The 20,640-nt window shown below is 34.4% G+C and carries 18 protein-coding genes; 13 read left to right on the top strand and 5 right to left on the bottom strand.

Annotated elements, in window-relative coordinates; all coding sequences use genetic code 11:
* The first annotated feature begins 52 nt into the window (after positions 1-52).
* The 4 genes from queA to ACNO7W_RS07955 all read left to right on the top strand — a co-directional run bounded on the left by queA (position 53) and on the right by ACNO7W_RS07955 (position 6,590).
* Positions 53-1,102 carry a tRNA preQ1(34) S-adenosylmethionine ribosyltransferase-isomerase QueA gene (queA, locus tag ACNO7W_RS07970; RefSeq protein ID WP_417937708.1) on the top strand — a complete coding sequence of 350 codons (1,050 nt, stop codon included), beginning with the start codon at positions 53-55 and terminating at the stop codon, positions 1,100-1,102.
* A 352-nt stretch (positions 1,103-1,454) separates the two neighbouring features.
* Positions 1,455-2,741, top strand: a complete 1,287-nt coding sequence (kynU, locus tag ACNO7W_RS07965; RefSeq protein WP_417937707.1) for a kynureninase — start codon at positions 1,455-1,457, stop codon at positions 2,739-2,741.
* Between the two features lie 58 nt (positions 2,742-2,799).
* Entirely contained in the window at positions 2,800-5,190 is a 2,391-nt protein-coding gene (locus tag ACNO7W_RS07960; RefSeq protein ID WP_417937706.1) for a penicillin acylase family protein, read from the top strand.
* 62 nt (positions 5,191-5,252) lie between these two features.
* A complete protein-coding gene (locus ACNO7W_RS07955) occupies positions 5,253-6,590 on the top strand; it encodes an FAD-dependent oxidoreductase (protein WP_417937705.1) in 1,338 nt (445 codons plus the stop codon).
* Between the two features lie 82 nt (positions 6,591-6,672).
* Here the strand turns inward: ACNO7W_RS07955 and ACNO7W_RS07950 are convergent, their stop codons facing one another.
* Both ACNO7W_RS07950 and ACNO7W_RS07945 read right to left on the bottom strand, forming a co-directional pair.
* Positions 6,673-7,035: a cupin domain-containing protein gene (locus ACNO7W_RS07950; RefSeq protein ID WP_143386797.1), complete on the bottom strand. Its 363-nt coding sequence runs from the start codon at positions 7,033-7,035 to the stop codon at positions 6,673-6,675.
* Positions 7,036-7,096: 61 nt separating this feature from the next.
* Positions 7,097-8,617, bottom strand: a complete 1,521-nt coding sequence (locus tag ACNO7W_RS07945) for a helicase HerA-like domain-containing protein (protein WP_417937704.1) — start codon at positions 8,615-8,617, stop codon at positions 7,097-7,099.
* A 376-nt stretch (positions 8,618-8,993) separates the two neighbouring features.
* Here ACNO7W_RS07945 and ACNO7W_RS07940 point away from each other — a divergent pair, with 376 nt between their 5' ends.
* From ACNO7W_RS07940 to ACNO7W_RS07910, 7 genes are all read left to right on the top strand, one after another.
* Positions 8,994-9,812 (top strand): MotA/TolQ/ExbB proton channel family protein, encoded by an 819-nt coding sequence (locus tag ACNO7W_RS07940; RefSeq protein WP_417937703.1) that lies wholly within the window; start codon positions 8,994-8,996, stop codon positions 9,810-9,812.
* Positions 9,813-9,900: 88 nt separating this feature from the next.
* Complete coding sequence (locus ACNO7W_RS07935; protein WP_417937702.1) at positions 9,901-10,497, top strand: ExbD/TolR family protein; 597 nt, start codon at positions 9,901-9,903, stop codon at positions 10,495-10,497.
* A gap of 19 nt (positions 10,498-10,516) precedes the next feature.
* Positions 10,517-11,065, top strand: coding sequence for an ExbD/TolR family protein (locus ACNO7W_RS07930; protein ID WP_143386793.1), 549 nt, complete (start codon positions 10,517-10,519; stop codon positions 11,063-11,065).
* Between the two features lie 39 nt (positions 11,066-11,104).
* On the top strand, positions 11,105-11,899 hold the full coding sequence (locus tag ACNO7W_RS07925; protein WP_417937701.1) for an energy transducer TonB: 795 nt from the start codon (positions 11,105-11,107) through the stop codon (positions 11,897-11,899).
* 233 nt (positions 11,900-12,132) lie between these two features.
* Complete coding sequence (locus tag ACNO7W_RS07920) at positions 12,133-13,056, top strand: PstS family phosphate ABC transporter substrate-binding protein (RefSeq protein WP_417937700.1); 924 nt, start codon at positions 12,133-12,135, stop codon at positions 13,054-13,056.
* Positions 13,057-13,072: 16 nt separating this feature from the next.
* The gene (locus ACNO7W_RS07915) at positions 13,073-14,737 is read left to right on the top strand and encodes a hypothetical protein (RefSeq protein ID WP_417937699.1); all 1,665 of its coding nucleotides are present in this window, start codon (positions 13,073-13,075) and stop codon (positions 14,735-14,737) included.
* A 308-nt stretch (positions 14,738-15,045) separates the two neighbouring features.
* Positions 15,046-15,678 carry a 7-carboxy-7-deazaguanine synthase QueE gene (locus ACNO7W_RS07910; protein WP_143386788.1) on the top strand — a complete coding sequence of 211 codons (633 nt, stop codon included), beginning with the start codon at positions 15,046-15,048 and terminating at the stop codon, positions 15,676-15,678.
* Positions 15,679-15,933: 255 nt separating this feature from the next.
* Here the strand turns inward: ACNO7W_RS07910 and ACNO7W_RS07905 are convergent, their stop codons facing one another.
* A complete protein-coding gene (locus ACNO7W_RS07905; protein WP_417937698.1) occupies positions 15,934-16,476 on the bottom strand; it encodes a YfiT family bacillithiol transferase in 543 nt (180 codons plus the stop codon).
* A gap of 25 nt (positions 16,477-16,501) precedes the next feature.
* Positions 16,502-17,209 (bottom strand): class I SAM-dependent methyltransferase, encoded by a 708-nt coding sequence (locus ACNO7W_RS07900; protein ID WP_417937697.1) that lies wholly within the window; start codon positions 17,207-17,209, stop codon positions 16,502-16,504.
* A gap of 92 nt (positions 17,210-17,301) precedes the next feature.
* Between ACNO7W_RS07900 and ACNO7W_RS07895 the strand changes: the two genes are divergently transcribed.
* Entirely contained in the window at positions 17,302-17,796 is a 495-nt protein-coding gene (locus tag ACNO7W_RS07895) for a YkgJ family cysteine cluster protein (RefSeq protein WP_417937696.1), read from the top strand.
* A gap of 155 nt (positions 17,797-17,951) precedes the next feature.
* Here the strand turns inward: ACNO7W_RS07895 and ACNO7W_RS07890 are convergent, their stop codons facing one another.
* A complete protein-coding gene (locus ACNO7W_RS07890; RefSeq protein ID WP_417937695.1) occupies positions 17,952-19,169 on the bottom strand; it encodes an exo-beta-N-acetylmuramidase NamZ domain-containing protein in 1,218 nt (405 codons plus the stop codon).
* Positions 19,170-19,281: 112 nt separating this feature from the next.
* Here ACNO7W_RS07890 and ACNO7W_RS07885 point away from each other — a divergent pair, with 112 nt between their 5' ends.
* On the top strand, positions 19,282-20,517 hold the full coding sequence (locus tag ACNO7W_RS07885) for an ABC transporter permease (RefSeq protein ID WP_417937694.1): 1,236 nt from the start codon (positions 19,282-19,284) through the stop codon (positions 20,515-20,517).
* Positions 20,518-20,640: the final 123 nt, after the last annotated feature.

The raw sequence follows: 20,640 nt of genomic DNA, 5'->3' as shown, positions 1-20,640 counted from the left end.
ATTATGACCTCAAAACTCATACTTCATAATCCATAACTCATAACTTTATCAAATGAAATTATCACATTTTCAATTCGATTTACCAAAAGAACTTCTTGCCGAATATCCAGCTGAAAACAGAGACGAATCACGTCTAATGGTTATTGATCGTAAGAAGCAAACCATAGAACACAAAATGTTCAAAGATGTTATCGATTATTTTGATGACGGAGATGTTTTAATTCTGAATAACACCAAGGTTTTTCCAGCACGTTTGTATGGAAACAAGGAAAAAACAGGAGCAAGAATCGAAGTTTTTTTACTTAGAGAATTAAACTCTGAGCAAAGACTTTGGGATGTTTTGGTTGATCCGGCCCGTAAAATCAGAATTGGTAACAAATTATATTTTGGAGATGACGACTCATTAGTAGCTGAGGTTATCGACAATACTACTTCTCGTGGTAGAACATTGCGTTTTCTTTACGACGGTTCTTATGAAGAATTCAGAAATAAATTAACGGAACTTGGAGAAACTCCAATTCCAAAATATATTTCTAGAGACGTAACTCCGGAAGATGCGGAACGTTACCAAACCATTTATGCTAAAGAAGAAGGGTCAGTTGCGGCACCAACTGCAGGATTGCACTTCTCGAAGCATTTATTAAAAAAATTGGAAATCAAAGGAATTAAATTTGCCGAAGTAACACTTCACGTAGGTTTGGGAACCTTCAATCCAGTTGAGGTGGAGGATTTATCAAAACATAAAATGGATTCTGAAGAATTAAAAATTACTCAAGAAGCGTGTGATATTGTGAATGAAGCCAAAGCTAAAAAGAAACGTATTTGTACCGTAGGAACTACTTCTATGCGTGCCGTTGAAAGTTCAGTGTCGTCACAAAACACCTTGAATCCTTTTGATGGATGGACAAATAAATTCGTTTTTCCTCCACATGATTTCACGATTCCAACGTGTATGATTACTAATTTCCACACGCCAAAATCAACTTTATTAATGATGGTTTCAGCATTTTGCGGACATGATTTAATGAAAAAAGCCTATGCCGAAGCAATCAAAGAAGGATATAAATTCTATTCTTACGGTGACGCGATGTTGATCATATAATCTGAATTTATTTCAGATTCTAAATAATAAATCTCGTCAGTAATGGCGAGATTTTTTGTTTGTCCTGAGCGCAGTCGAAGGAGGGTGTGTCCCGCTGAAAAAGCGGGTCGGGCTATTCGCTACAAATGAAATTCACCGAATTCCAATTAACATAAAAGTAAAATGAGGTAATCTTTTTTCCGCTAAAGGAGCGGAAAAAAAGGATTTTCGCTACTATCCCTCACACAGTGAGTTTTTCAATATTCAACGCCCGTTATTTTGAGCATATTCTAATTGATCAGAAGAAAATCATGTTCTTAGCCATTTTATCTTTCTTCTTTTTTCTCTACTTTTACCAAACAAAATACAAACAATGACTTTCGAAAATACCCTTGAATTTGCAAAACAACTCGATTCGCAAGATCAATTAAATAAGTACCAAAATGAATTTATTTTCCCCAAGGTAAATGGAGAAAAAGTAATTTATTTTACAGGAAATTCACTAGGATTGCAACCCAAACGAACCAAAACTTATGTAGATGAGGTGATGAATGACTGGGCAAATTTGGCTGTAGAAGGTCATTTTTATGCAGAAAAACCTTGGTGGGATTACCAAGAGCGATTTGCGAATCCTTTGAGTAAAATTGTTGGCGCTTTGCCAAGCGAGGTAACGGTAATGAATACGCTAACGGTCAATCTTCATTTGTTGATGGTTTCTTTTTACCGGCCTACAAAAACCCGATATAAAATCATTTGTGAGGAAAAAGCATTTCCGTCGGATCAATATATGTTTCAAAGTCAAGTGCATTTTCATTCCCGAAACATCGGGATAAAACCAGAAGATACAATTATTGAAATCAAGCGTCGCGAGGGGGAACACAACATACGTTTAGAAGACGTTTTGTCCAAAATTGAAGAAGTGGGTGAGGAATTGGCTTTGGTTTTAATTGGCGGTGTCAACTATTACACGGGACAAGTTTTTGACATGAAAACTATAACTGCCGCAGGTCATAAAGCGGGAGCTTATGTAGGTTGGGATTTAGCCCACGCTGCAGGAAATGTAAAATTGGAATTACACGATTGGGATGTGGATTTTGCTGCTTGGTGCAGTTATAAATACATGAATTCAGGACCGGGAAATGCTTCGGGATGTTTCATTCATGAAAAACACCACAATAATCCGGAGTTGCCAAGATTCGCCGGTTGGTGGGGACACAATAAAGAGCGTCGTTTCAAGATGGAACAAACTTTCAATCCCATTCATGGTGCAGATGGTTGGCAAATCAGTAATTTACCGGTACTTTCTTTAGCGCCTTATTTGGCTTCAGTAGAAATGTTTGACGAAATAGGAATGGAGGCGTTAATCCAAAAAAGAGATAAAATCACTTCGTATTTAGAATTTATTCTGCACGAAATAGACAAAGAAGTGGATAGCAGCTTCGAAATCATTACACCATCGAATCCATCTGAAAGAGCGTCACAATTATCAGTATTGCTTCATGGAGAAGGACGCAGTTTGTTTGACTATCTTATGGAAAATGGAGTAATAACGGATTGGCGGGAACCAAATGTTATTCGTTTGGCCCCAGTTCCATTATATACTTCTTTTGAGGACATGTATCACTTTGGACAAATCTTGAAATCGGGGATAGTTGGATAACCAATGCTTTTGTTTAATCTTTCAAATTATTTGGGTTTATAAATGTAATTTATTTTAAATGAAAAAACTTAAAAAACTCCTTCTGGTTTTACTTTCGTTAGTAGTGATTATAACAATAGCTTTAATTGGTTACGGATTTTATCTAAAACCAAAATATGATGGCGAAGTACAACTAAAAAATATCCAGAAAGAAACTACGGTTTATTTTGATGAATTTGGAGTGCCTCATATTTATGCCAATAATTCAAAGGACGCGATGGAAGCTTTGGGTTATGTGCATGCGCAAGACCGATTGTGGCAAATGGAATTGATGCGACGTATTGCTCCGGGACGATTATCGGAGATTTTTGGTTCGGTCGCATTGAAAAATGATACCTTTTTTGCGGGACTCGGAATCGAAGAAGCTTCTGCTAAAGCGATTGCTGCTTTGGATGAAAACAGTTCAAGTTACCAATTGACAATGGCTTATTTGGATGGAATTAATCAATATTTAGAAGAAGGAAAAACTCCTATAGAGTTCAGTTTAGTTGGGGTTAAGAAAGAGAAATTCACCATAAAAGACGTTTATAATATTTTTGGATATATGTCTTTTAGTTTTGCGATGGCTCAAAAATCAGATCCATTATTGACTGATATTCGAAACAAATACGGAATGGAGTATCTTAAAGATTTTGGAATTGATGGCTCTTTCAATACTACCCGAATTAAAAATGCCAAAGAAACTCCGCAGGAATATATTGATATTGCAAAATCAATAGCTTCACTTTTAGATCAATCGCCAATTCCTCCATTTGTAGGAAGCAACAGTTGGGTTATAGCTCCAAAGAAAACCAAAAACGGTAAAGTTATTTTTGCCAATGATCCTCATATTGGGTTTTCACAACCCGGAACTTGGTACGAAGCACATTTAGTAACGCCAGATTTCGAATTGTACGGCTGTTATTTGGCTGGAACTCCCTATCCTTTGTTGGGACACAACCGCGAATATGCATATGGTTTGACCATGTTTGAAAATGATGATATTGATTTGTACCAAGAAGAGAATAACCCAACTGATACCAATGCATACAAAACACCAAACGGTTTCAGTGCGTATGAAATTAGCAAAAAAATCATAAAAGTAAAAGATACTGCTGATGTGGTTCTGAATTTAAAAGTGAGTCGTCACGGTCCTATTATGAATGACTTGATTGATGGTTTAAATAAAAACAAGCCCGTTGCGATGTCATGGATTTATACGCAACAACCGATTCAGATTCTCGATGCCGTTTACATGCTTTCACACGCTAAAAGCAAAGCGGATTTTCACAAAGGAGTGGCTTTAATTGCTGCCCCAGGATTGAATGTGATGTATGGTGATGCCAAAGGAAATGTGGCTTGGTGGGCAACAGGGAAATTATACAAACACAATGAGGGCGTGAACACTAATTTTATTCTTGATGGAGCCAGCGGTAAAGACGATATTACCGAATATTTGGATTTCTCCAAAAACCCTTCGGCGGAGAATCCAAATTGGAATTACGTTTATTCTGCCAATAACCAGCCAGAACCAATAGACGGGTTTTTATATCCTGGATACTATCTTCCCGAAGACAGAGCCAAAAGAATCACGCAATTATTAAATCCAAAATCCAATTGGGACAAAGAAGCAGTAAGTAAAATGATTTTCGATAATACTTCATCAGTTGCTCCAGAAGTGGTTGCGACTTTAATTTCGAGTGTCAATTATAATGTGCTTTCTCAAAATGAAAAAGAAGCTATAGACATTCTGAAAGTTTGGAGTGGATCCAATAATCTTGGAGATGTAGCGCCAACGATTTATAACAAATGGGTTTATTTGTATTTAAAAAATACTTTTGAAGACGAACTCGGAGAAGTTAATTTCAAACAATTTCTGGGAACGCATATTATGAAGCAGATAATTGCAAAACAAATGGCAAATGCAGCGTCGCTTTGGTGGGACAATATTGCCAGTAAAAATAGAAAAGAAACCAGAAGTCAAATTCTATCAAAATCTTTTAAAGAGGCTATTACAGCCTTAGAAAAACAATTGGGGAATTCTGTTCCGGCTTGGACTTGGAATAAAGTACATACATTAGAACACCAGCATCCATTAGGGAAAGTGGCGGCGCTAAGAAAAATTTTCAATGTGGGGCCTTTCGAAGTTTCAGGTTCTATAGAAGTCATTAATAACTTGTTTTTTGATTTTACGGATGATGGAAATTATCTTGTAAAAGGTGGTCCGTCAACTAGAAGAATTATTGATTTTTCTGACATAGAAAACAGTTGGAGTATCTTGCCAACGGGACAATCCGGAAATCCATTAAGTTCGCATTATAGCGATCAAGCTGAGCTTTACAACGCAGGGAAATTTAGAAGAATGAAACTGAACAAGGAGGAGATTGTTAGAACTTCAACAAAATTGGTCTTTATTCCGTATAAAAAGTAATGGTTTTTAAAGTCCTTAAAATAATAAATCAGTAATTTTGCCTAACTTTTTATGAAAAATTAATGCAAACTCCCAAAAAAATAGCGGTTGTAGGTTCCGGATTAGTCGGATCTTTATTAGCTATTTACCTTCGAAAAGCAGGCCATGCGGTTCATGTTTATGATAGAAGCCCAGATATTAGACAAATTCAGTTTTCCGGTCGTTCTATCAATTTAGCCATGTCTAACCGAGGCTGGAAAGCGCTTGATGGTGTTGGAGTGGGAGATGCGGTACGTGAGATTGCAATTCCTATGGACAAACGTGCCATTCATCTTGTAGACAAACTTAATTTTCAAAATTACGGACAAGAAGGGGAATCTATTTATTCGATTTCGAGAGGAACTTTAAATAGAAAAATGATTGATTTGGCGGAAGCCGCAGGAGCAGAATTCTTTTTTGAACATAAAATTTGGGATGTAACCTTAGACGATGCGACGCTACATATTGGTGAAACCGAAAGAGGTGCTTGGCAGGACAAAAAATACGATATGGTTTTTGGTGCCGATGGTGCTTTTTCTAGAATTCGCCACCGCATGCAACGTCAAAGCATGTTTGATTATTCACAAGAATTTTTACCCATTGGATATAAGGAATTGAATATTCCTGCAAATCCCGATGCAACACATAAATTAGACAAGAATTCGTTTCATATTTGGCCAAGAGGCGAATATATGTTGATTGCATTACCTAATTTAGACGGTAGTTTTACATGTACTTTGTTCATGCCATTTGAAGGAAAAAATTCTTTTGCATCATTGAAAAATCAAAAAGAGGTGGAAGCTTTTTTTGAAAAGAATTTACCGGATACTATCGATGTAATTCCAAAATTGACTGAAGATTTTTTCAAAAATCCAACGAGTACGTTGGTAACAATGAAATGTTATCCTTGGACTTATGAAGATAAAATTGCCTTAATTGGCGATGCCTGTCATGCGATTGTTCCTTTCTATGGACAAGGAATGAATGCAGGCTTTGAAGATATTTCTATACTTTATGAAATGATTGAAAAGTACGGTGACGACTGGAAAACCATTTTTTCTGAATATCAAAAATCTCGTAAACCAAATGCGGATGCAATTGCGGAACTTTCCTATCGCAATTTTATGGAAATGAGTTCCAAAACAGCTGACGAAAAATTCCTATTACAAAAGAAAATTGAAAAATCATTTTCTGATAAACATCCTGATAAATGGATTCCGCTTTATAGCAGAGTAACTTTTAGTGATCGTCCTTACGCTGAAGCTTTAGCGATTGGGGATTATCAAAATGCCATTATGGAGCAAGTTTTAAGAATGGAAAACATTGAAAATATTTGGAATAGCGAAGCGGTAGAGAATAAAATATTGGAGTTGTTACAATAATTCTTTTGGAGCTTTTCCAGCTATTCGCTTCAATCCATCTCGTTAAAAAAACGGGATGGATTTCCGCAGTTATCCCGGCTATTTATTCCTCACGGTGTACTTTTGTAAAATTGAAAGCGGGTTTACAAATGGCAATATATTCACAAGGTTCATCAAAAGGATTAGAATATTGCACTCGAGTGTTTTTCTCAATTTTTATGGATTGGCCAGCTTCAAGAATCACAATTTCATCGGCAATGATAAATTGCTTTTTTCCTTTTATGATATAAGTATATTCTTCAAATTCTGGCGTTTGATAGGGTTCGCTCCATTTGGGTGGCGCAATCATGTGTGCAATCGAAATTTCAGGATTGTTTGTGGTTGCAATTCCGTGGTGCTCTTCAATCAATTTACCGTCGGTTGTTGGAATTACGAATGGTGTTTTTTGAATAAAATATTTTTTCATTTTTCGAATTAATTTTTGAAATACCCTTAAAGAAATTTAATTCTAAAAGGGTGTGGAGAATTTATTTTTTGAATATTTTTGTTAAAATGCCAAAAGCGCCTCTTATAAAAGTTGCACTAGTCAATACTTTTAAAACCGATTTCCCTACAACACTTGCCGTACTTGGTTCACTGTTTTGTTCTTTCTCAGTTGCTTTTTCTTGTTCTTGTGCTGCAACTTCTTGTTCAATAGCAGTAATTTTTTTATTAAGCATTTCGTAAGCACTTTCACGGTCAATAAGTTCACTATATTTTTTTACCAGTTTTGATTTGTTATTGATTTCCTGAATTTCACTTTCAGTTAAAATATCCATTCTGCTCATTGGTGCGCGCATCATGGTTGCTGCAAGGGGTGTTGGTATTCCTTTTTCATTCAGTGCGGTGACCAATGCTTCTCCAATTCCAAGGCTGGTCAAAACTTCATCGGTTTTGTAATACTCAGATGTAGGATAATTATCGGCCGTTTGTTTGATAGCTTTTCGATCATTAGCAGTAAAAGCTCTCAAAGCATGTTGGATTTTTAAACCCAATTGCGCCAAAACACCACTAGGAATATCCATTGGATTTTGGGTTATAAAGTAAATTCCAATCCCCTTAGAACGAATTAGTTTTACAATAGTTTCTATTTGTTCCAATAAGGTTTTGCTGGCTTCATTAAAAATTAAATGGGCTTCGTCAATAAAAATAACTAATTCTGGTTGGTCTGAATCTCCTTTTTCAGGCATTTGTTGGTAGATTTCGGCTAATAAACTCAACATAAATGTCGAAAATAATTTTGGTTTATCTTGAATATCAGTCAATCTTAAGATGTTGATATATCCTTTACCATTTTCGTCAATGCGCATTAAATCCTCTACATCAAAAGACATTTCTCCAAAAAACAGATCAGCTCCTTGCTGTTCCAATTCAATTATTTTTCTGAGAATAGTACCAGTTGTTGAAGTAGAGATTTGACCATAGTGTTCCTCGATTTCGTCTTTTCCCTCTTCTGTAATGTAATTGATTACTTTTTTTATGTCTTTAAGATCTAACAGAGGTATTTTATTATCATCGCAGTATTTGAAAATCACTGATACTACGCCGGCTTGCGTATCATTCAAGCCTAATATTCTAGAGAATAACACTGGGCCAAACTCTGATATTGTTGCACGAAGGCGTACTCCATTCTGTTCGGATAAGGTCAATAGCTCAACTGGAAAACTTGATACGCTATACGGAATTTTTATTTTAGCATGACGTTCGGTAATAAAGGGTTTTTCTTCCCCCTCTTTGGCGATGCCACTAAAATCTCCTTTTATATCCATCATGAGTACTGGGATTCCAAAAGTAGATAATTGTTCCGAAAGTACTTGAATGGTTTTGGTTTTTCCAGTCCCGGTTGCTCCTGCAATCAACCCATGTCGATTCAAGGTTTTTAATGGTATTTTTACATGTGCGTCAGCCAAAGCCTCGCCGTCTAATATCGCTCCACCTAAAATAATGCTTTCTCCTTTTGAAATATAACCGTTAGTAATATCCTGTATGAAATCGTTTTTTCTGCTCATAAAATGTTTGAATTAAAGTCGTTTTTTAAGGGATTATTTTTTTTAATACGTGTAATTAAAGTGTTAACTGCAGTTTTCTTGCTTTTTTATTGTTAATAATGGAAAAAAATATTTTTAACTATTTCGATCTAGTTGTTGAAATATTGTATCAATAAATCATAAAAAGGCATATTTTTTTTTGTAAAATAACTGATTTGCTTAGGAATTTTGACATAAATGCAAATTAAAAATTAACGAATATTTTTTTTCGAATAAAATTAATTAGAATAAAATTAAAAAAAATTTTTTTATTTAAACTAAAAATATAAATTTGCTCCACTACAAGTTTATTATAACTAAAGAATAAATTATTTAAAACTATTAAAATTAAAAAAAAATGGCAAACGTTAAAAAAGAAAACGGTTCAAAAGGAGGAGGAATGATTTCAGGAATCATTATTGTGGCATGTGTTTTTGTTGGATGGATAATATGGAATTTTATAATGGGTAATGGTGCTAACTTCGAAGGTGGTGTTAATACAGGCCACCCAATCCCTGGAAATTACTTAGCAATGGTATATAAAGGAGGTCCTATTGTACCTATTTTATTAGGATGTTTATTAATGGTTATTGTGTTTTCATTTGAGCGTTTTGCAGTAATTTCAAAAGCAGCTGGTAAAGGAAATCTTGATCAATTTATGAAAAATGTACAAACAAGTATCACTACTGGTGATATCGAAGGAGCAATAAATACTTGTGATAAACAAAAAGGTTCTGTTGCTAATGCAATAAAATCAGCTTTGTTGAAATACCAAGATGTTAAAAAAGAAGGATTAGATAGCGAAGCAGCTGCTGAAACTATCCATAAAGAAATTGAAGAAGCTACTTCATTAGAAATGCCAATGTTAGAAAAACATATGACTATTCTTTCCACATTAGTATCATTAGGAACTCTTGCAGGTTTGTTAGGGACAGTTACGGGTATGATTAAAGCATTTGGTGCTTTGGCTGCTGCTGGTACTCCAGATCAAGCTGCACTTGCAAACGGTATCTCTGAAGCACTTATCAATACTGCTACAGGAATCGCGACTTCAGCGTTAGCTATTGTAGCTTATAACTTTTTTACTTCTAAAATTGATACTCTGACTTATTCTATTGATGAGGCAGGTAATACAATTGTAAATACTTACAGACACTACAGAAGTACAAAAAAATAATTAATAATTTAGTTTATAAGAAAATAGTACTCTTGTAAAAAGAGCTATTTTCTTGTAAATATTAAAAAATATATTAATGGCTATAAAAATGTCCAAAAAAGCAGCGTCTATTGATATGACGGCTATGTGTGATGTGGCTTTTCTTTTGCTTACTTTCTTTATTTTAACTGCTACAGCTAAGATTCCAGAAGCATTGCCAGTAGATACGCCTGCATCAACAGTTCAAACGAAGTTGCCGGAAACTGATTTAGCTACTATTACTGTTGGAGGAGGAAAAGTATTCTTTGACTTAAAAGGTAGAGAGGTTAGAAAAAGAACCCTTGAGTTAATGGGTCAAAAGTATGGCGTAACTTTTACTGAAGATGATTCGAATAAATTTGCATTAATGGATGGTTTTGGTGTACCAATACAAAGTCTAAAGCAAATTATAGATATGAAAGCTGCTGATAGAGCTAAAGCGGGTCAACCGGGTGTTCCTAAAGATTCACTTGACAATCAACTGAAAGAGTGGATTTACAATGCTCGTATTGCAAATATTGAAGTGGCTGACAAAGAATTGCAAATTGCCATAAAAGGTGATGCAAAAGAAGAATATCCAGCTATTAAGCAAGTAATGGATATTTTACAAGATCAAAAAATCAATAGCTTCAATCTAGTTACTGGTTTGAGAGCAAAAGATAAATAACTAAAAAAAATACACTAAAATGGCTGAATTAAATACCGGCGACGGTGGTGGCAAAAAAGGTGGAAAAGTAAGAAGTAAAAAATCGAACGCAAAAGTAGATTTAACTGCTATGGTGGATTTAGCTTTCTTATTAATCACGTTCTTTATGCTTACTACTACGTTGTCTAAACCGCAATCGATGAGTTTGGGTTTGCCAGATAAGGAAGATGATAAAAATAAGGATAAGCCAATAAAAGTTGATGAAAACCGAACTATGACAATATTATTAGGAGATAATAATAAAATGACATATTATATGGGTTTATTAGCAACTCCAATTGCTGGTCCTAAGGAGATTTCTTATGGTAAAGAAGGTATTCGTAAAGAATTATTGAAGAGAAAAAAATCAGTTTTAGAATACACAGGTAAGAAAGATAAAGGGATGATTGTAATTATCAAACCAAGTAAAAAATCAAATTACCGCAATTTAGTGGATATTCTAGATGAAATGGCAATTGTTGACGTTCCAACGTATGCGATTGTAAATGATTTTACTCCTGAGGAACAAAAATTGTTAGAAGGTAAATAAGGTTTATCTTATTACTCAATAACCTAATAACTAAGAAAAATGAAATTAGATATATTCACAAACCAATGGCTTGATATTGTATTCGAAGGTCGTAATAAGGCTTATGGCGCTTATGAACTTAGAAAAACAAATACGAAGACTACGGTTAAAGCTCTTGTGCTTGGCGCAATTGTTTTCGCTCTTGCTGTTAGTACCCCACTTATCGTAAGTCTTATTCCTAATTCTTCGGATGAATCTGAAACATTAGACACTAAAATTACTACGGTAAAGTTGCCACCCAAGAAAGAAGAAGTTAAAAAAGATCTTCCACCACCTCCTCCTCCTCCTCCAAAAGTAGATCAGGTAAAATTTGTTAAGCCAGTTGTGGCTAAAGCAGAAGAGGTTACAGAAGAACCGCCAAAAATTGTTGAAATAAAAGACAAAAAATTAGGTGCAGAAACTATAAAAGGAGATCCTGATGCTGAATTAACTGTTGAACCAGTTGGTAGCGGACCTAGTGCAGTTGTAGAAGAGGATACTCAAATTTATAACACAGCAGGTATCGAGGTAAAGCCTGATTTTCCTGGAGGAATGGAGAAATTTTATAAATTTGTTGGTAGTAATTATCAAACTCCTGAAGAAGAAGGATTAAAAGGTAAAGTTTATGTTACTTTTGTAGTAGAAAAAGACGGTTCTTTAACTGATATTAAAGTAATTAGAGATATCGGTTATGGTACTGGAAAAGAAGCTATTCGTGTTTTAAAAAAATGTCCTAAATGGACACCTGGTGAACAAAATGGTAAAAAAGTAAGGGTTCTTTATTCTTTGCCTATTACTATCCAATCAGCAGAATAATGTTAAAGCGCATACTTATTAATATTCAGAAGAAATCGCTCAAAGAGCGATTTCTTCTCGTTTTGGGGATTTTGTTTTTTCTAGTTTATCTTGTCTTAGGTTTATTGATTATCTTTATGAAGAATTTTCCTCTTGCAATTCATCCTAATTATAGAATTGCTTTTGGGGTATTGCTTATTGTGTATTCTTCTTTTAGGTTTTTTCGAATTATTAATGATAACAAACACTAGATTATGAAAAATTATGCTAAACTTCCGTATTTTATTTTTATTTCAGTAATTGTAATGTTCTTTGCTTGTAATCAATCTAAAAGTCCAAAGAACAAAGAAACTATTCTAAAAGGTTCTGCATCTATTTATGTGGATGAAACCTTAACCCCTATTATTGAGGATCAAGTGGCAGTATTTGAAAGTAAATATGAGGCTAAGATTAAACTTATTCCAAAATCAGAATCCGAAACTGTTAATTCTTTGTTCAAGGAAGAATCAGCAATTGCTATTTTGTCTAGAAATTTAACAATGCAGGAATTGAAAATTTTTGAACAAAGAAAAATTACCCCTAAAATAACAGTTTTTGCTACAGATGCAGTTGCTTTTATCTCTAATAAAAATAATAATGATACTATTGTAGCGTTAAAAGATGTGATTAGTTTTATGCAAGGAAAGCCAGTTGCATCCATTAAAGGATTAGTCTTTGACAACCCAAACTCGAGTACAGTAAGATACATGAATTCTCTGGCAGGTATAAAAGCTATACCTGAGAAAGGCGTTTTTTCATTTAAAACTAATGATGAGGTTATAAAATATGTATCAGAAAATGATGGGATGATTGGAGTAGTAGGAGTTAATTGGCTTTCTCAGCCGTTACCGGCCATGCAAAAGTATGTTGATAGTGTGAATACTTTAAGTGTAAAAGGACTTACAGGTGATAATTCCTTTACGCCATCACAAAATAATATAGCGGAAAGGAAATATCCTTTGGCACGTGATTTGTATATAATAAATTGTCAAGGATATTCTGGCTTGGGAATGGGCTTTGCTTCATTCGTTGCGGGAGATATAGGACAAAGAATAATTTTAAAATCGGGATTACTTCCTATTCGTATTCCAGGAAGGAATATTACAATAAGAAATAAAAGTGGAAATGATAAAAAATAAATTAACTATAATAAAGATGAATAAATTTAAAATTTTTAGTGTTGCTTTATTGGCTTCGGTAACCGTAAGTCAGGCTCAAGATTTAAATCAGGCAAAAAAAGCAATTGACGCAGAGCAATTTGAAAATGCAAAGTCGATTTTAAAATCGATTATAAATACAAAACCATCAGGAAGAGCCTCGTTTCTTTTGGGTAACGTGTATCTTACACAAAATATAGCGGATAGTGCTAAAATCTATTTTCAAAAAGGATTAAGCGCTGGCGAAGGAGCTAAACTTAATTATATTGGTTTAGGACAATTAGAATTAGACAACGGGAATATTGCAGCGGCACAAACTAATTTTGCATTGGCTTCAAAAGATGTGAAAAAGAAAGATGTTGAGGAATTTGTTTATATAGGTAAAGCTTATATGGCTGCTAATAAACCTGATTATAAAAGTGCTCTTGCTATTTTAAGCAGAGCCAAAATTAACAATCCTCAAGATGCTCAAGTTTTACTTGAATTGGGTAATGCTTTTTATGGAGATAAAAACCAAAATGAGGCTTACGTGGCATATCGTGGTGCTTTTCAAGCTGATCCTACTTTGATAAGAGCTAAAATGCAATTGGGTGTTTTGCTTAAAGGAGCTAAATCATATGATGAAGCAATCAAAGCATTTAATGAAGTAATTGCTGTAAACCCAAATTACGGGCCTGTATACAGAGAGCTTGCCGAAACCTATTATAATATTGGTAGAAACAAACCTTCAAAATCTGTGGAGAGTATGAAATCTGCCATTAATTTTTATGATAAATACATGAGTTTAACGGATTATTCTATTACTTCTCGTATGCGTCATGCTGATTTTCTTGTTCTTGTGGGCGATTACAAAGCACTAGAAATAGAAGCTAATAAAATGAAACAATTGGATAATGTTAACCCAAGAATTTTACGCTATTTAGGATATGCAGCATATGAAAATGGGAATCTTGATTTAGCAAAGACATCTTTAGAAAGTTTTATATCAAATCCAGCAAACAAGATTATTGCTAAAGATTATATTACCTTAGGTTTGGTAAAAATTAAAAAAGGAACTAGCGCTGACGGACTATCTGTAGATCCAATTGCTTTTAAGGAAGGGTTGGCTATCATCAAAAAGGGAATTGAACTTTTACCTATAGCAGCAGAAGAATTGAATGAAGTGGGTAAAAAATTCTTTACTCAAAAATTATTCAAAGAAGCCGCTTCGATTTTTGAGCTTAGTTCTTCTAATAAAGATTCTAGAAATTATTTAGATGATAATGTTTATTATGGCTTATCGTTATATTATGATAACAACAGAAAAGACGTAAAAGCAGATCCTATTGCTCTACAAAAAGCCGATGCCGCTTTTGCTAATGTAATTGCCGCATCTCCAGGATATCAAGAAGCATATTTGTATAGAGCCAGAACAAATAGATTGCTTGAAAATGATGATGTAATGGTTAAATCATATCAAGATTATATAGATAAAACAACAGAAAAAGGGGCTGAAGAAGTAGCTAAACCAGCAGTAAAAACTAAATTTATAGAAGCCTATAATAATATTGCCGTAATCTATTCTAAAACGGATAAAGTAAAAGCAAAAGAATATTTAAATAAAACACTTGCTATTGACCCTGCTAATCAATATGCATTAGACGCATTGAAATCATTGAAATAACTTTAAATATTTCTACATTTATAAAAAACGATAGTTCTACTGAACTATCGTTTTTTTTTTTTGGACCATAAACATTAGAATTTATTTTATGCTCAGTCCTGTTATTCGCAGTATTCATTTTATCTCGTTTTGAGAACCAGACGGAATGGGGCATCAATTTAAACACCGTTTCATTGACCCCAAATGAAAATGAAAAATAATGATGTAATCGGAACAGCGATTAAGTTTAGTAGTTTTCAAAAAGCATTTTCAAAATTTCAAATTAACTCCCTTTCTAATTAACTATCTTTGCACTTTAAAATTAAATAATGTTATCAAAAGAAATACAATTAGAAGTTAATAAAGGCGCCATGCTTCCGTTGATGGAAGAATTCTACACTATTCAAGGTGAAGGATTTCATACAGGAACAGCCGCATACTTTATTAGAATTGGCGGATGTGATGTGGGGTGTCATTGGTGTGATGTTAAAGAGAGCTGGAATGCCGAATTACATCCTCCAACAGGTATTGATTTAATAGTTACAAATGCCAGTAAATATTCAGAAACCGTTGTAGTCACTGGTGGCGAACCTTTAATGTGGGACATGAGTTTACTTACGCAAAAACTAAAAGAAAATAACAGAAAAGTTCATATAGAAACTTCGGGGGCATATCCATTAACGGGAATTTGGGATTGGATTTGTTTATCTCCAAAGAAAAATAAATTACCAACTCAAACCGTTTATGATAATGCACATGAGTTGAAAGTAATCATTTACAATAAACACGATTTTATTTTTGCCGAAGAGCAAGCTGAAAAGGTTAATGATAATGCCATTTTATTTCTTCAGCCAGAATGGAGTAAAAAAGAAGAAATGACTCCGTTAATTGTAGATTATGTTATGAATAATCCAAAATGGCGTGTCTCTCTACAAACACACAAATATTTGAATATTCCTTAAAACTTTAAAACCCCAAACAACAATTGCTGTTTGGGGTTTTAAATTGATAATATAATTTGCTAACTAATTTTCGGAACGCTTACTTCTTGCAATCCGATTGCCTAGCCCAGATTACTTCACATAATTCTTATTTTTATATGAGTTCAGTGAATTTCATTTGCCCTTTTTTGTCTCTTTTCTTTAATGAGACAAAAAAGATATAGCAAATAGCTGGACACGAACGAAGTGAACTGACGAAGTAAATAGCTCCTAAAATTACCAACCTTTTTGTTTTTTCAATTGGGTGATATGTGCTAAGTGATGGTTTCCATGCCAAGCATAAGTTCCGATTATTTCCTTCAATTGAAATGCGACGTTATGCTCCGGATGAATAAAGGATTTTTCTAAATCAGTTTCAGAAAGACTGTTCATTAAATAAGCTAAACGAAAGTGCAAACCTTCCAGAAAAGAAAGAGTAGGCTGGATGGGCATAGTTAAATTATCATGTAATTCTGCCCAACGATCTTCGTGATAAAATTTTATTACAGGTTTGTCTTCGGTCAGTGTCCATTTGATTCTAATGAAACAATTCATGTGACTGTCGGCGCAATGGTGAATCACTTGACGAATCGTCCAGCCGTCCTGACGGTATGGTGTTTCGAGTTGCTCCTCGGTTAAACGAATCACTTCTTTTTTCAATCGTTCTGGGAAACTTGCTATTTCTGCTATTTTATTAGTGAGATACTCGCTTGAATAGATTTCAGGGGCGATAAATTTCCCGATAGGATAACGTAATTTTTCCAATGCTAAATTTTCCATAATATAATTAGTCTTTATATGTTTTCTAAATTGAAAGCTTCGCCAAATAATCAAAATGTTCGCCTTCAAGAATCAATTCACATTGAAATCCATTATCTAAAGCGGCATTTTGTAAAGTATTATAATCTATAAACATCCAATCGAATGGTTTTTCCTTCTCGCCTTTGTATGAAATATTAAAAACGATTTCTCCATAATATTCATTTTGGGTAGGAATCCACTTTCCACCGTCTTCATCGTCATCAAACATATAAATAATATCAGAACTGTCTAGGAGAATTTGTCCGCCAGGATTCAATAATGATTTTAGTTTCAAAAGGAAATTTGGAATGTTTTTCAGTTTTCCGCACATTCCGGCACCATTCATTAAAAGTAATATTGTGTCGTATTTTTCATTTTCTGATGTCATCACATCCTGAACTTTTGCTTTTTTAAGTCCGCGAAGTATACACGCTTGAATAGCATTTGGAGAAATGTCAATAGAAGTAACGTCTAAATTGCGTTCGTTTTGCAAAGACAAACTATGACTTCCTGCCCCGCAACCCACATCTAGGATTTTACCTTTGGAAAGTTGTAATGCTTTTTGTTCCATTTGTGGCATTTCATCATAAGAACGAAATAAATAGGCGACGCTCATTTCGTCTTCTTCAGAAATAGTGGTTTCTGTAATTAAATCTTCTGGCGAATTATTGGTTTGAAAATCAAGTATGGCTTTGCCGAAAAGGTCTTTCATTATAGTTGATGTGTTAATTTAGCTATTTGTTGATTTGTTTTAAGTAATTTCGCGGAATGTTTTATCGAATAACCGAATAAACTAATCTACGAATGAACAATATTTTAAACAATCTTCCTAAAGAAGCCAAAGATAAGCATATCGAAAACAAAAAGTATTTCGACAAGCTGAAAAAGAAGACGCCGAAGAATTTAGATTACGTGATGCAGGATTTGCATGATGCTGAATTCAAGAAAACGGATTGTTTGAAATGTGCCAATTGTTGTAAAACAACAGGGCCTTTGTTTACGGATGCCGATATTGAGCGTGTTTCAAAATACCTACGCCAAAAGCCACAACAGTTTATTGAGCAATACCTTCGCATCGATGAAGACAGGGATTATGTGTTGCAAAGTGTGCCATGTACTTTTCTGGATAATGAAAATGCTTGTATGATATATGATGTTCGTCCCAAAGCGTGCAGAGAATTCCCGCATACGGATAGAAAAAAGTTTCAGCAAATCACGGGCTTAACGTTGAAAAATGTTGCTATATGTCCGGCTGCTTTTAATATTGTAGAGGAAATGAAGAAGAAATTGCCATTGTAGATTTCGTTTTATGGCTCAATTTTCAAATCAGTGATCCAAAATAGGGTTTTAAATTTTTTATGAAATAAGGCTTTGGCTCTATGCGAATCGTTTAATATTTTAAGTTTTAGCTCCCTCTCCTTTGGAGAGTCCCGAGGCTTCGGGAGGGGAGAGGATTAATAAATCAAATATTTAGATCTCATTTCCTTAAACTCAATTAGTCCTTTTTTCCAGCTTTCTCTGATCACCTCTTCCAAAGTTCCAGCTTCAATTTGCTGTTGCAATTTTTTAGTTCCTGCTAATTTTGTAAAAAAAGGATTGAAGAATTTTGATTTGTCGGTTGTGGTTTGATAGGCTTTAATTAACCATTTCAATTCTAGTCTGTTTACTCTTGTATGCGTTGATAAATCTTCTCCATAACATTCGATACCATTATAAACTGGATTTTGGGCGCCGAAATTTGGTTTCGGAATAAAACTGAAGCCACTTTTCGGTAAATAAGGAGAGCCATAAATTTGGAATTGTTTTTCAGTTCCTCGCCCCACACTTACATTTGTGCCTTCAAAAAGACACAAACTCGCATATAAATTCACGGCTTGATCATTCGGAAGATTCGGTGAAGGTTTTACTGGTAAACTGTAATTCATTTCTCGGTTGTAATAAAGACATGGTATTACGGTCAATTTACATTCTATTCTATTATTTAACCATTTTTCACCATTTATCATTTGTGCATATTCGCCAATTGTCATTCCGTGAAGTAAAGGAATTGGGTGCATGCCCACAAAGCTTGAGAATGCGGTTTCTAAAATGGGGCCGTCAATAATGCCACAGTTTGGATTTGGTCTGTCAAGAATTAGAAGTGGAACATTATTTTCGGCACAAGCTTCCATTATATAATGTAAAGAGGAAATATAAGTGTAAAATCGAGCGCCCACATCTTGTAAATCAAAAACGAGTACATCAATTCCAACTAATTGCTCTGGTTTTGGTTTTTTGTTTTCGCCATAAAGAGAAATAATTGAAAGTCCAGTTTTAGAATCTTTTCCGTCAACCACATGTTCGCCTGCATCAGCCGTTCCGCGAAAACCGTGTTCCGGTGCAAATATTTTTTTTACAGAAACATTTCTCTCTAATAGAAAATCAACTAAATGAGTTTTATTGGAGAGAATTCCAGTCTGGTTGGTTACAATTCCAATTTTCTGGTCCTTTAATAAGGGTAGATAGTTGTCGTAATTATCGGCTCCAGTCTTTATCTCTACGGATGAATTATTTTTAACTTTTTCTAAATTCGATTTTACATTTTCTCTTACATCTGTTTTTCTTGCTGAACAAGAAGTCGAAATGATTATTAAAAATATAAAGCAAAGCAATATCTTGAAAAATGGTATCATATATAGGTTCAAATAAAATTAATGCCAATTAGTGTAATTCGTGTTTTAGCTGTATTTTTGGCACAAGCGACGCGAACTGGCGAAGCAAATCCAAATTAGAAACGCAATCAAATTGAATTTAGAATATTTCATCGCCAAACGACTCATAACTGCTAAAGATTATAAAAGTAGCATATCTGCACCAATTATAAAAATTGCTATTTCGGCAATTGCCATTGGTATGATTATGATGATTGTTTCGGTTGCCACTGGAATTGGATTGCAACAAAAAATCAGAGAAAAGGTTTCTGCTTTCAACGGACATATCATTATTTCGAATTATGACAACAATCAATCCGAAGTTACATTAGTTCCAATTTCTAAAAAACAAAATTTTTATCCAAAATTCACGGCTGTTCCTGGAGTGAGTCATATTCAAGCTATCGCTAGTAAAGCTGGAATTATCAGAACCGAAACCGCTTTTGAAGGAATCATCTTCAAAGGAGTGGGTAACGATTATAAATGGGATAATATAAAGGAGTATCTGGTTTCAGGAAAACTTCCTGATTTTTCAAAAAATGTCAATCAAGAAGTATTGATATCGCAATTCCTTGCAAATAGATTGAATCTAAAAGTAGATGATTCCTTCAATACATTCTTTATAAAAGAAAGTCAAAATCAATTACCCAACATCCGAAGATTTAAAATCACAGGAATTTTTAACTCCGGTTTTCAAGAATTCGATGCTACCTATATAATAGGAGATATTCGCCACATGCAACGCATCAACAAATGGGTTCCAGAGCAAATAGGCGCTTTCGAAGTTTTTGTTGACGACTTCAACAATATAGAATTTACAGGAGAACAAGTTTATGAACAAACATCGTCAACACTGGACACTAAAACCATAATCGAAAAATACAGTTATATATTCGAATGGCTTCAACTATTCGATTTCAATATCATCGTTATATTAGTAGTGATGATACTTGTTGCTACCATCAATATGGTAGTGGCACTATTGGTACTTATCCTCGAACGAACCCAAATGATAGGAATACTAAAAGCTTTAGGAGCCAATAATTGGTCAGTTCGAAAAATATTTCTCTACAATGCCTTTTACCTTATAGTAAGAGGACTGTTCTGGGGAAATCTAATTGGGATCTCATTATTGCTAATCCAGCAACAGTTCGGTATAATTCAATTGAATCCCGAAAACTACTATGTCAATCAAGCACCGGTCTACCTAAATTGGGGATACATACTCTTGTTAAATATGCTTACCGTGACCGTTTGTTTCTTGGTATTATTAATTCCTTCCTATATAATAACTAAAATTTCCCCAGTCAAAGCCATACGTTTCGATTAAAATATCATTTTGGCGTTCCCCCTTATAAAAAAGAGGCAATTATCTTAGTGGGTAGTTGCCTCTTTTTGTATAATGGGTCGGGCTATACGCTGCAAGTCCTCGAAAAACTCCATTTCATTCCAT

It is taken from the genome of Flavobacterium sp. ZB4R12 (assembly GCF_048276375.1).
Lineage (GTDB): Bacteria > Bacteroidota > Bacteroidia > Flavobacteriales > Flavobacteriaceae > Flavobacterium > Flavobacterium gawalongense.
Note: the sequence above shows the minus strand (reverse complement) of the source record. Positions and strands in the feature narration are given on the sequence as shown.

Coding starts and splice junctions, on each gene's coding strand:
- queA (WP_417937708.1), top strand. CDS start 53: ATGAAATTATCACATTTTCAATTCGATTTACCAAAAGAACTTCTTGCC.
- kynU (WP_417937707.1), top strand. CDS start 1,455: ATGACTTTCGAAAATACCCTTGAATTTGCAAAACAACTCGATTCGCAA.
- ACNO7W_RS07960 (WP_417937706.1), top strand. CDS start 2,800: ATGAAAAAACTTAAAAAACTCCTTCTGGTTTTACTTTCGTTAGTAGTG.
- ACNO7W_RS07955 (WP_417937705.1), top strand. CDS start 5,253: ATGCAAACTCCCAAAAAAATAGCGGTTGTAGGTTCCGGATTAGTCGGA.
- ACNO7W_RS07950 (WP_143386797.1), bottom strand. CDS start 7,035: ATGAAAAAATATTTTATTCAAAAAACACCATTCGTAATTCCAACAACC.
- ACNO7W_RS07945 (WP_417937704.1), bottom strand. CDS start 8,617: ATGAGCAGAAAAAACGATTTCATACAGGATATTACTAACGGTTATATT.
- ACNO7W_RS07940 (WP_417937703.1), top strand. CDS start 8,994: ATGGCAAACGTTAAAAAAGAAAACGGTTCAAAAGGAGGAGGAATGATT.
- ACNO7W_RS07935 (WP_417937702.1), top strand. CDS start 9,901: ATGTCCAAAAAAGCAGCGTCTATTGATATGACGGCTATGTGTGATGTG.
- ACNO7W_RS07930 (WP_143386793.1), top strand. CDS start 10,517: ATGGCTGAATTAAATACCGGCGACGGTGGTGGCAAAAAAGGTGGAAAA.
- ACNO7W_RS07925 (WP_417937701.1), top strand. CDS start 11,105: ATGAAATTAGATATATTCACAAACCAATGGCTTGATATTGTATTCGAA.
- ACNO7W_RS07920 (WP_417937700.1), top strand. CDS start 12,133: ATGAAAAATTATGCTAAACTTCCGTATTTTATTTTTATTTCAGTAATT.
- ACNO7W_RS07915 (WP_417937699.1), top strand. CDS start 13,073: ATGAATAAATTTAAAATTTTTAGTGTTGCTTTATTGGCTTCGGTAACC.
- ACNO7W_RS07910 (WP_143386788.1), top strand. CDS start 15,046: ATGTTATCAAAAGAAATACAATTAGAAGTTAATAAAGGCGCCATGCTT.
- ACNO7W_RS07905 (WP_417937698.1), bottom strand. CDS start 16,476: ATGGAAAATTTAGCATTGGAAAAATTACGTTATCCTATCGGGAAATTT.
- ACNO7W_RS07900 (WP_417937697.1), bottom strand. CDS start 17,209: ATGAAAGACCTTTTCGGCAAAGCCATACTTGATTTTCAAACCAATAAT.
- ACNO7W_RS07895 (WP_417937696.1), top strand. CDS start 17,302: ATGAACAATATTTTAAACAATCTTCCTAAAGAAGCCAAAGATAAGCAT.
- ACNO7W_RS07890 (WP_417937695.1), bottom strand. CDS start 19,169: ATGATACCATTTTTCAAGATATTGCTTTGCTTTATATTTTTAATAATC.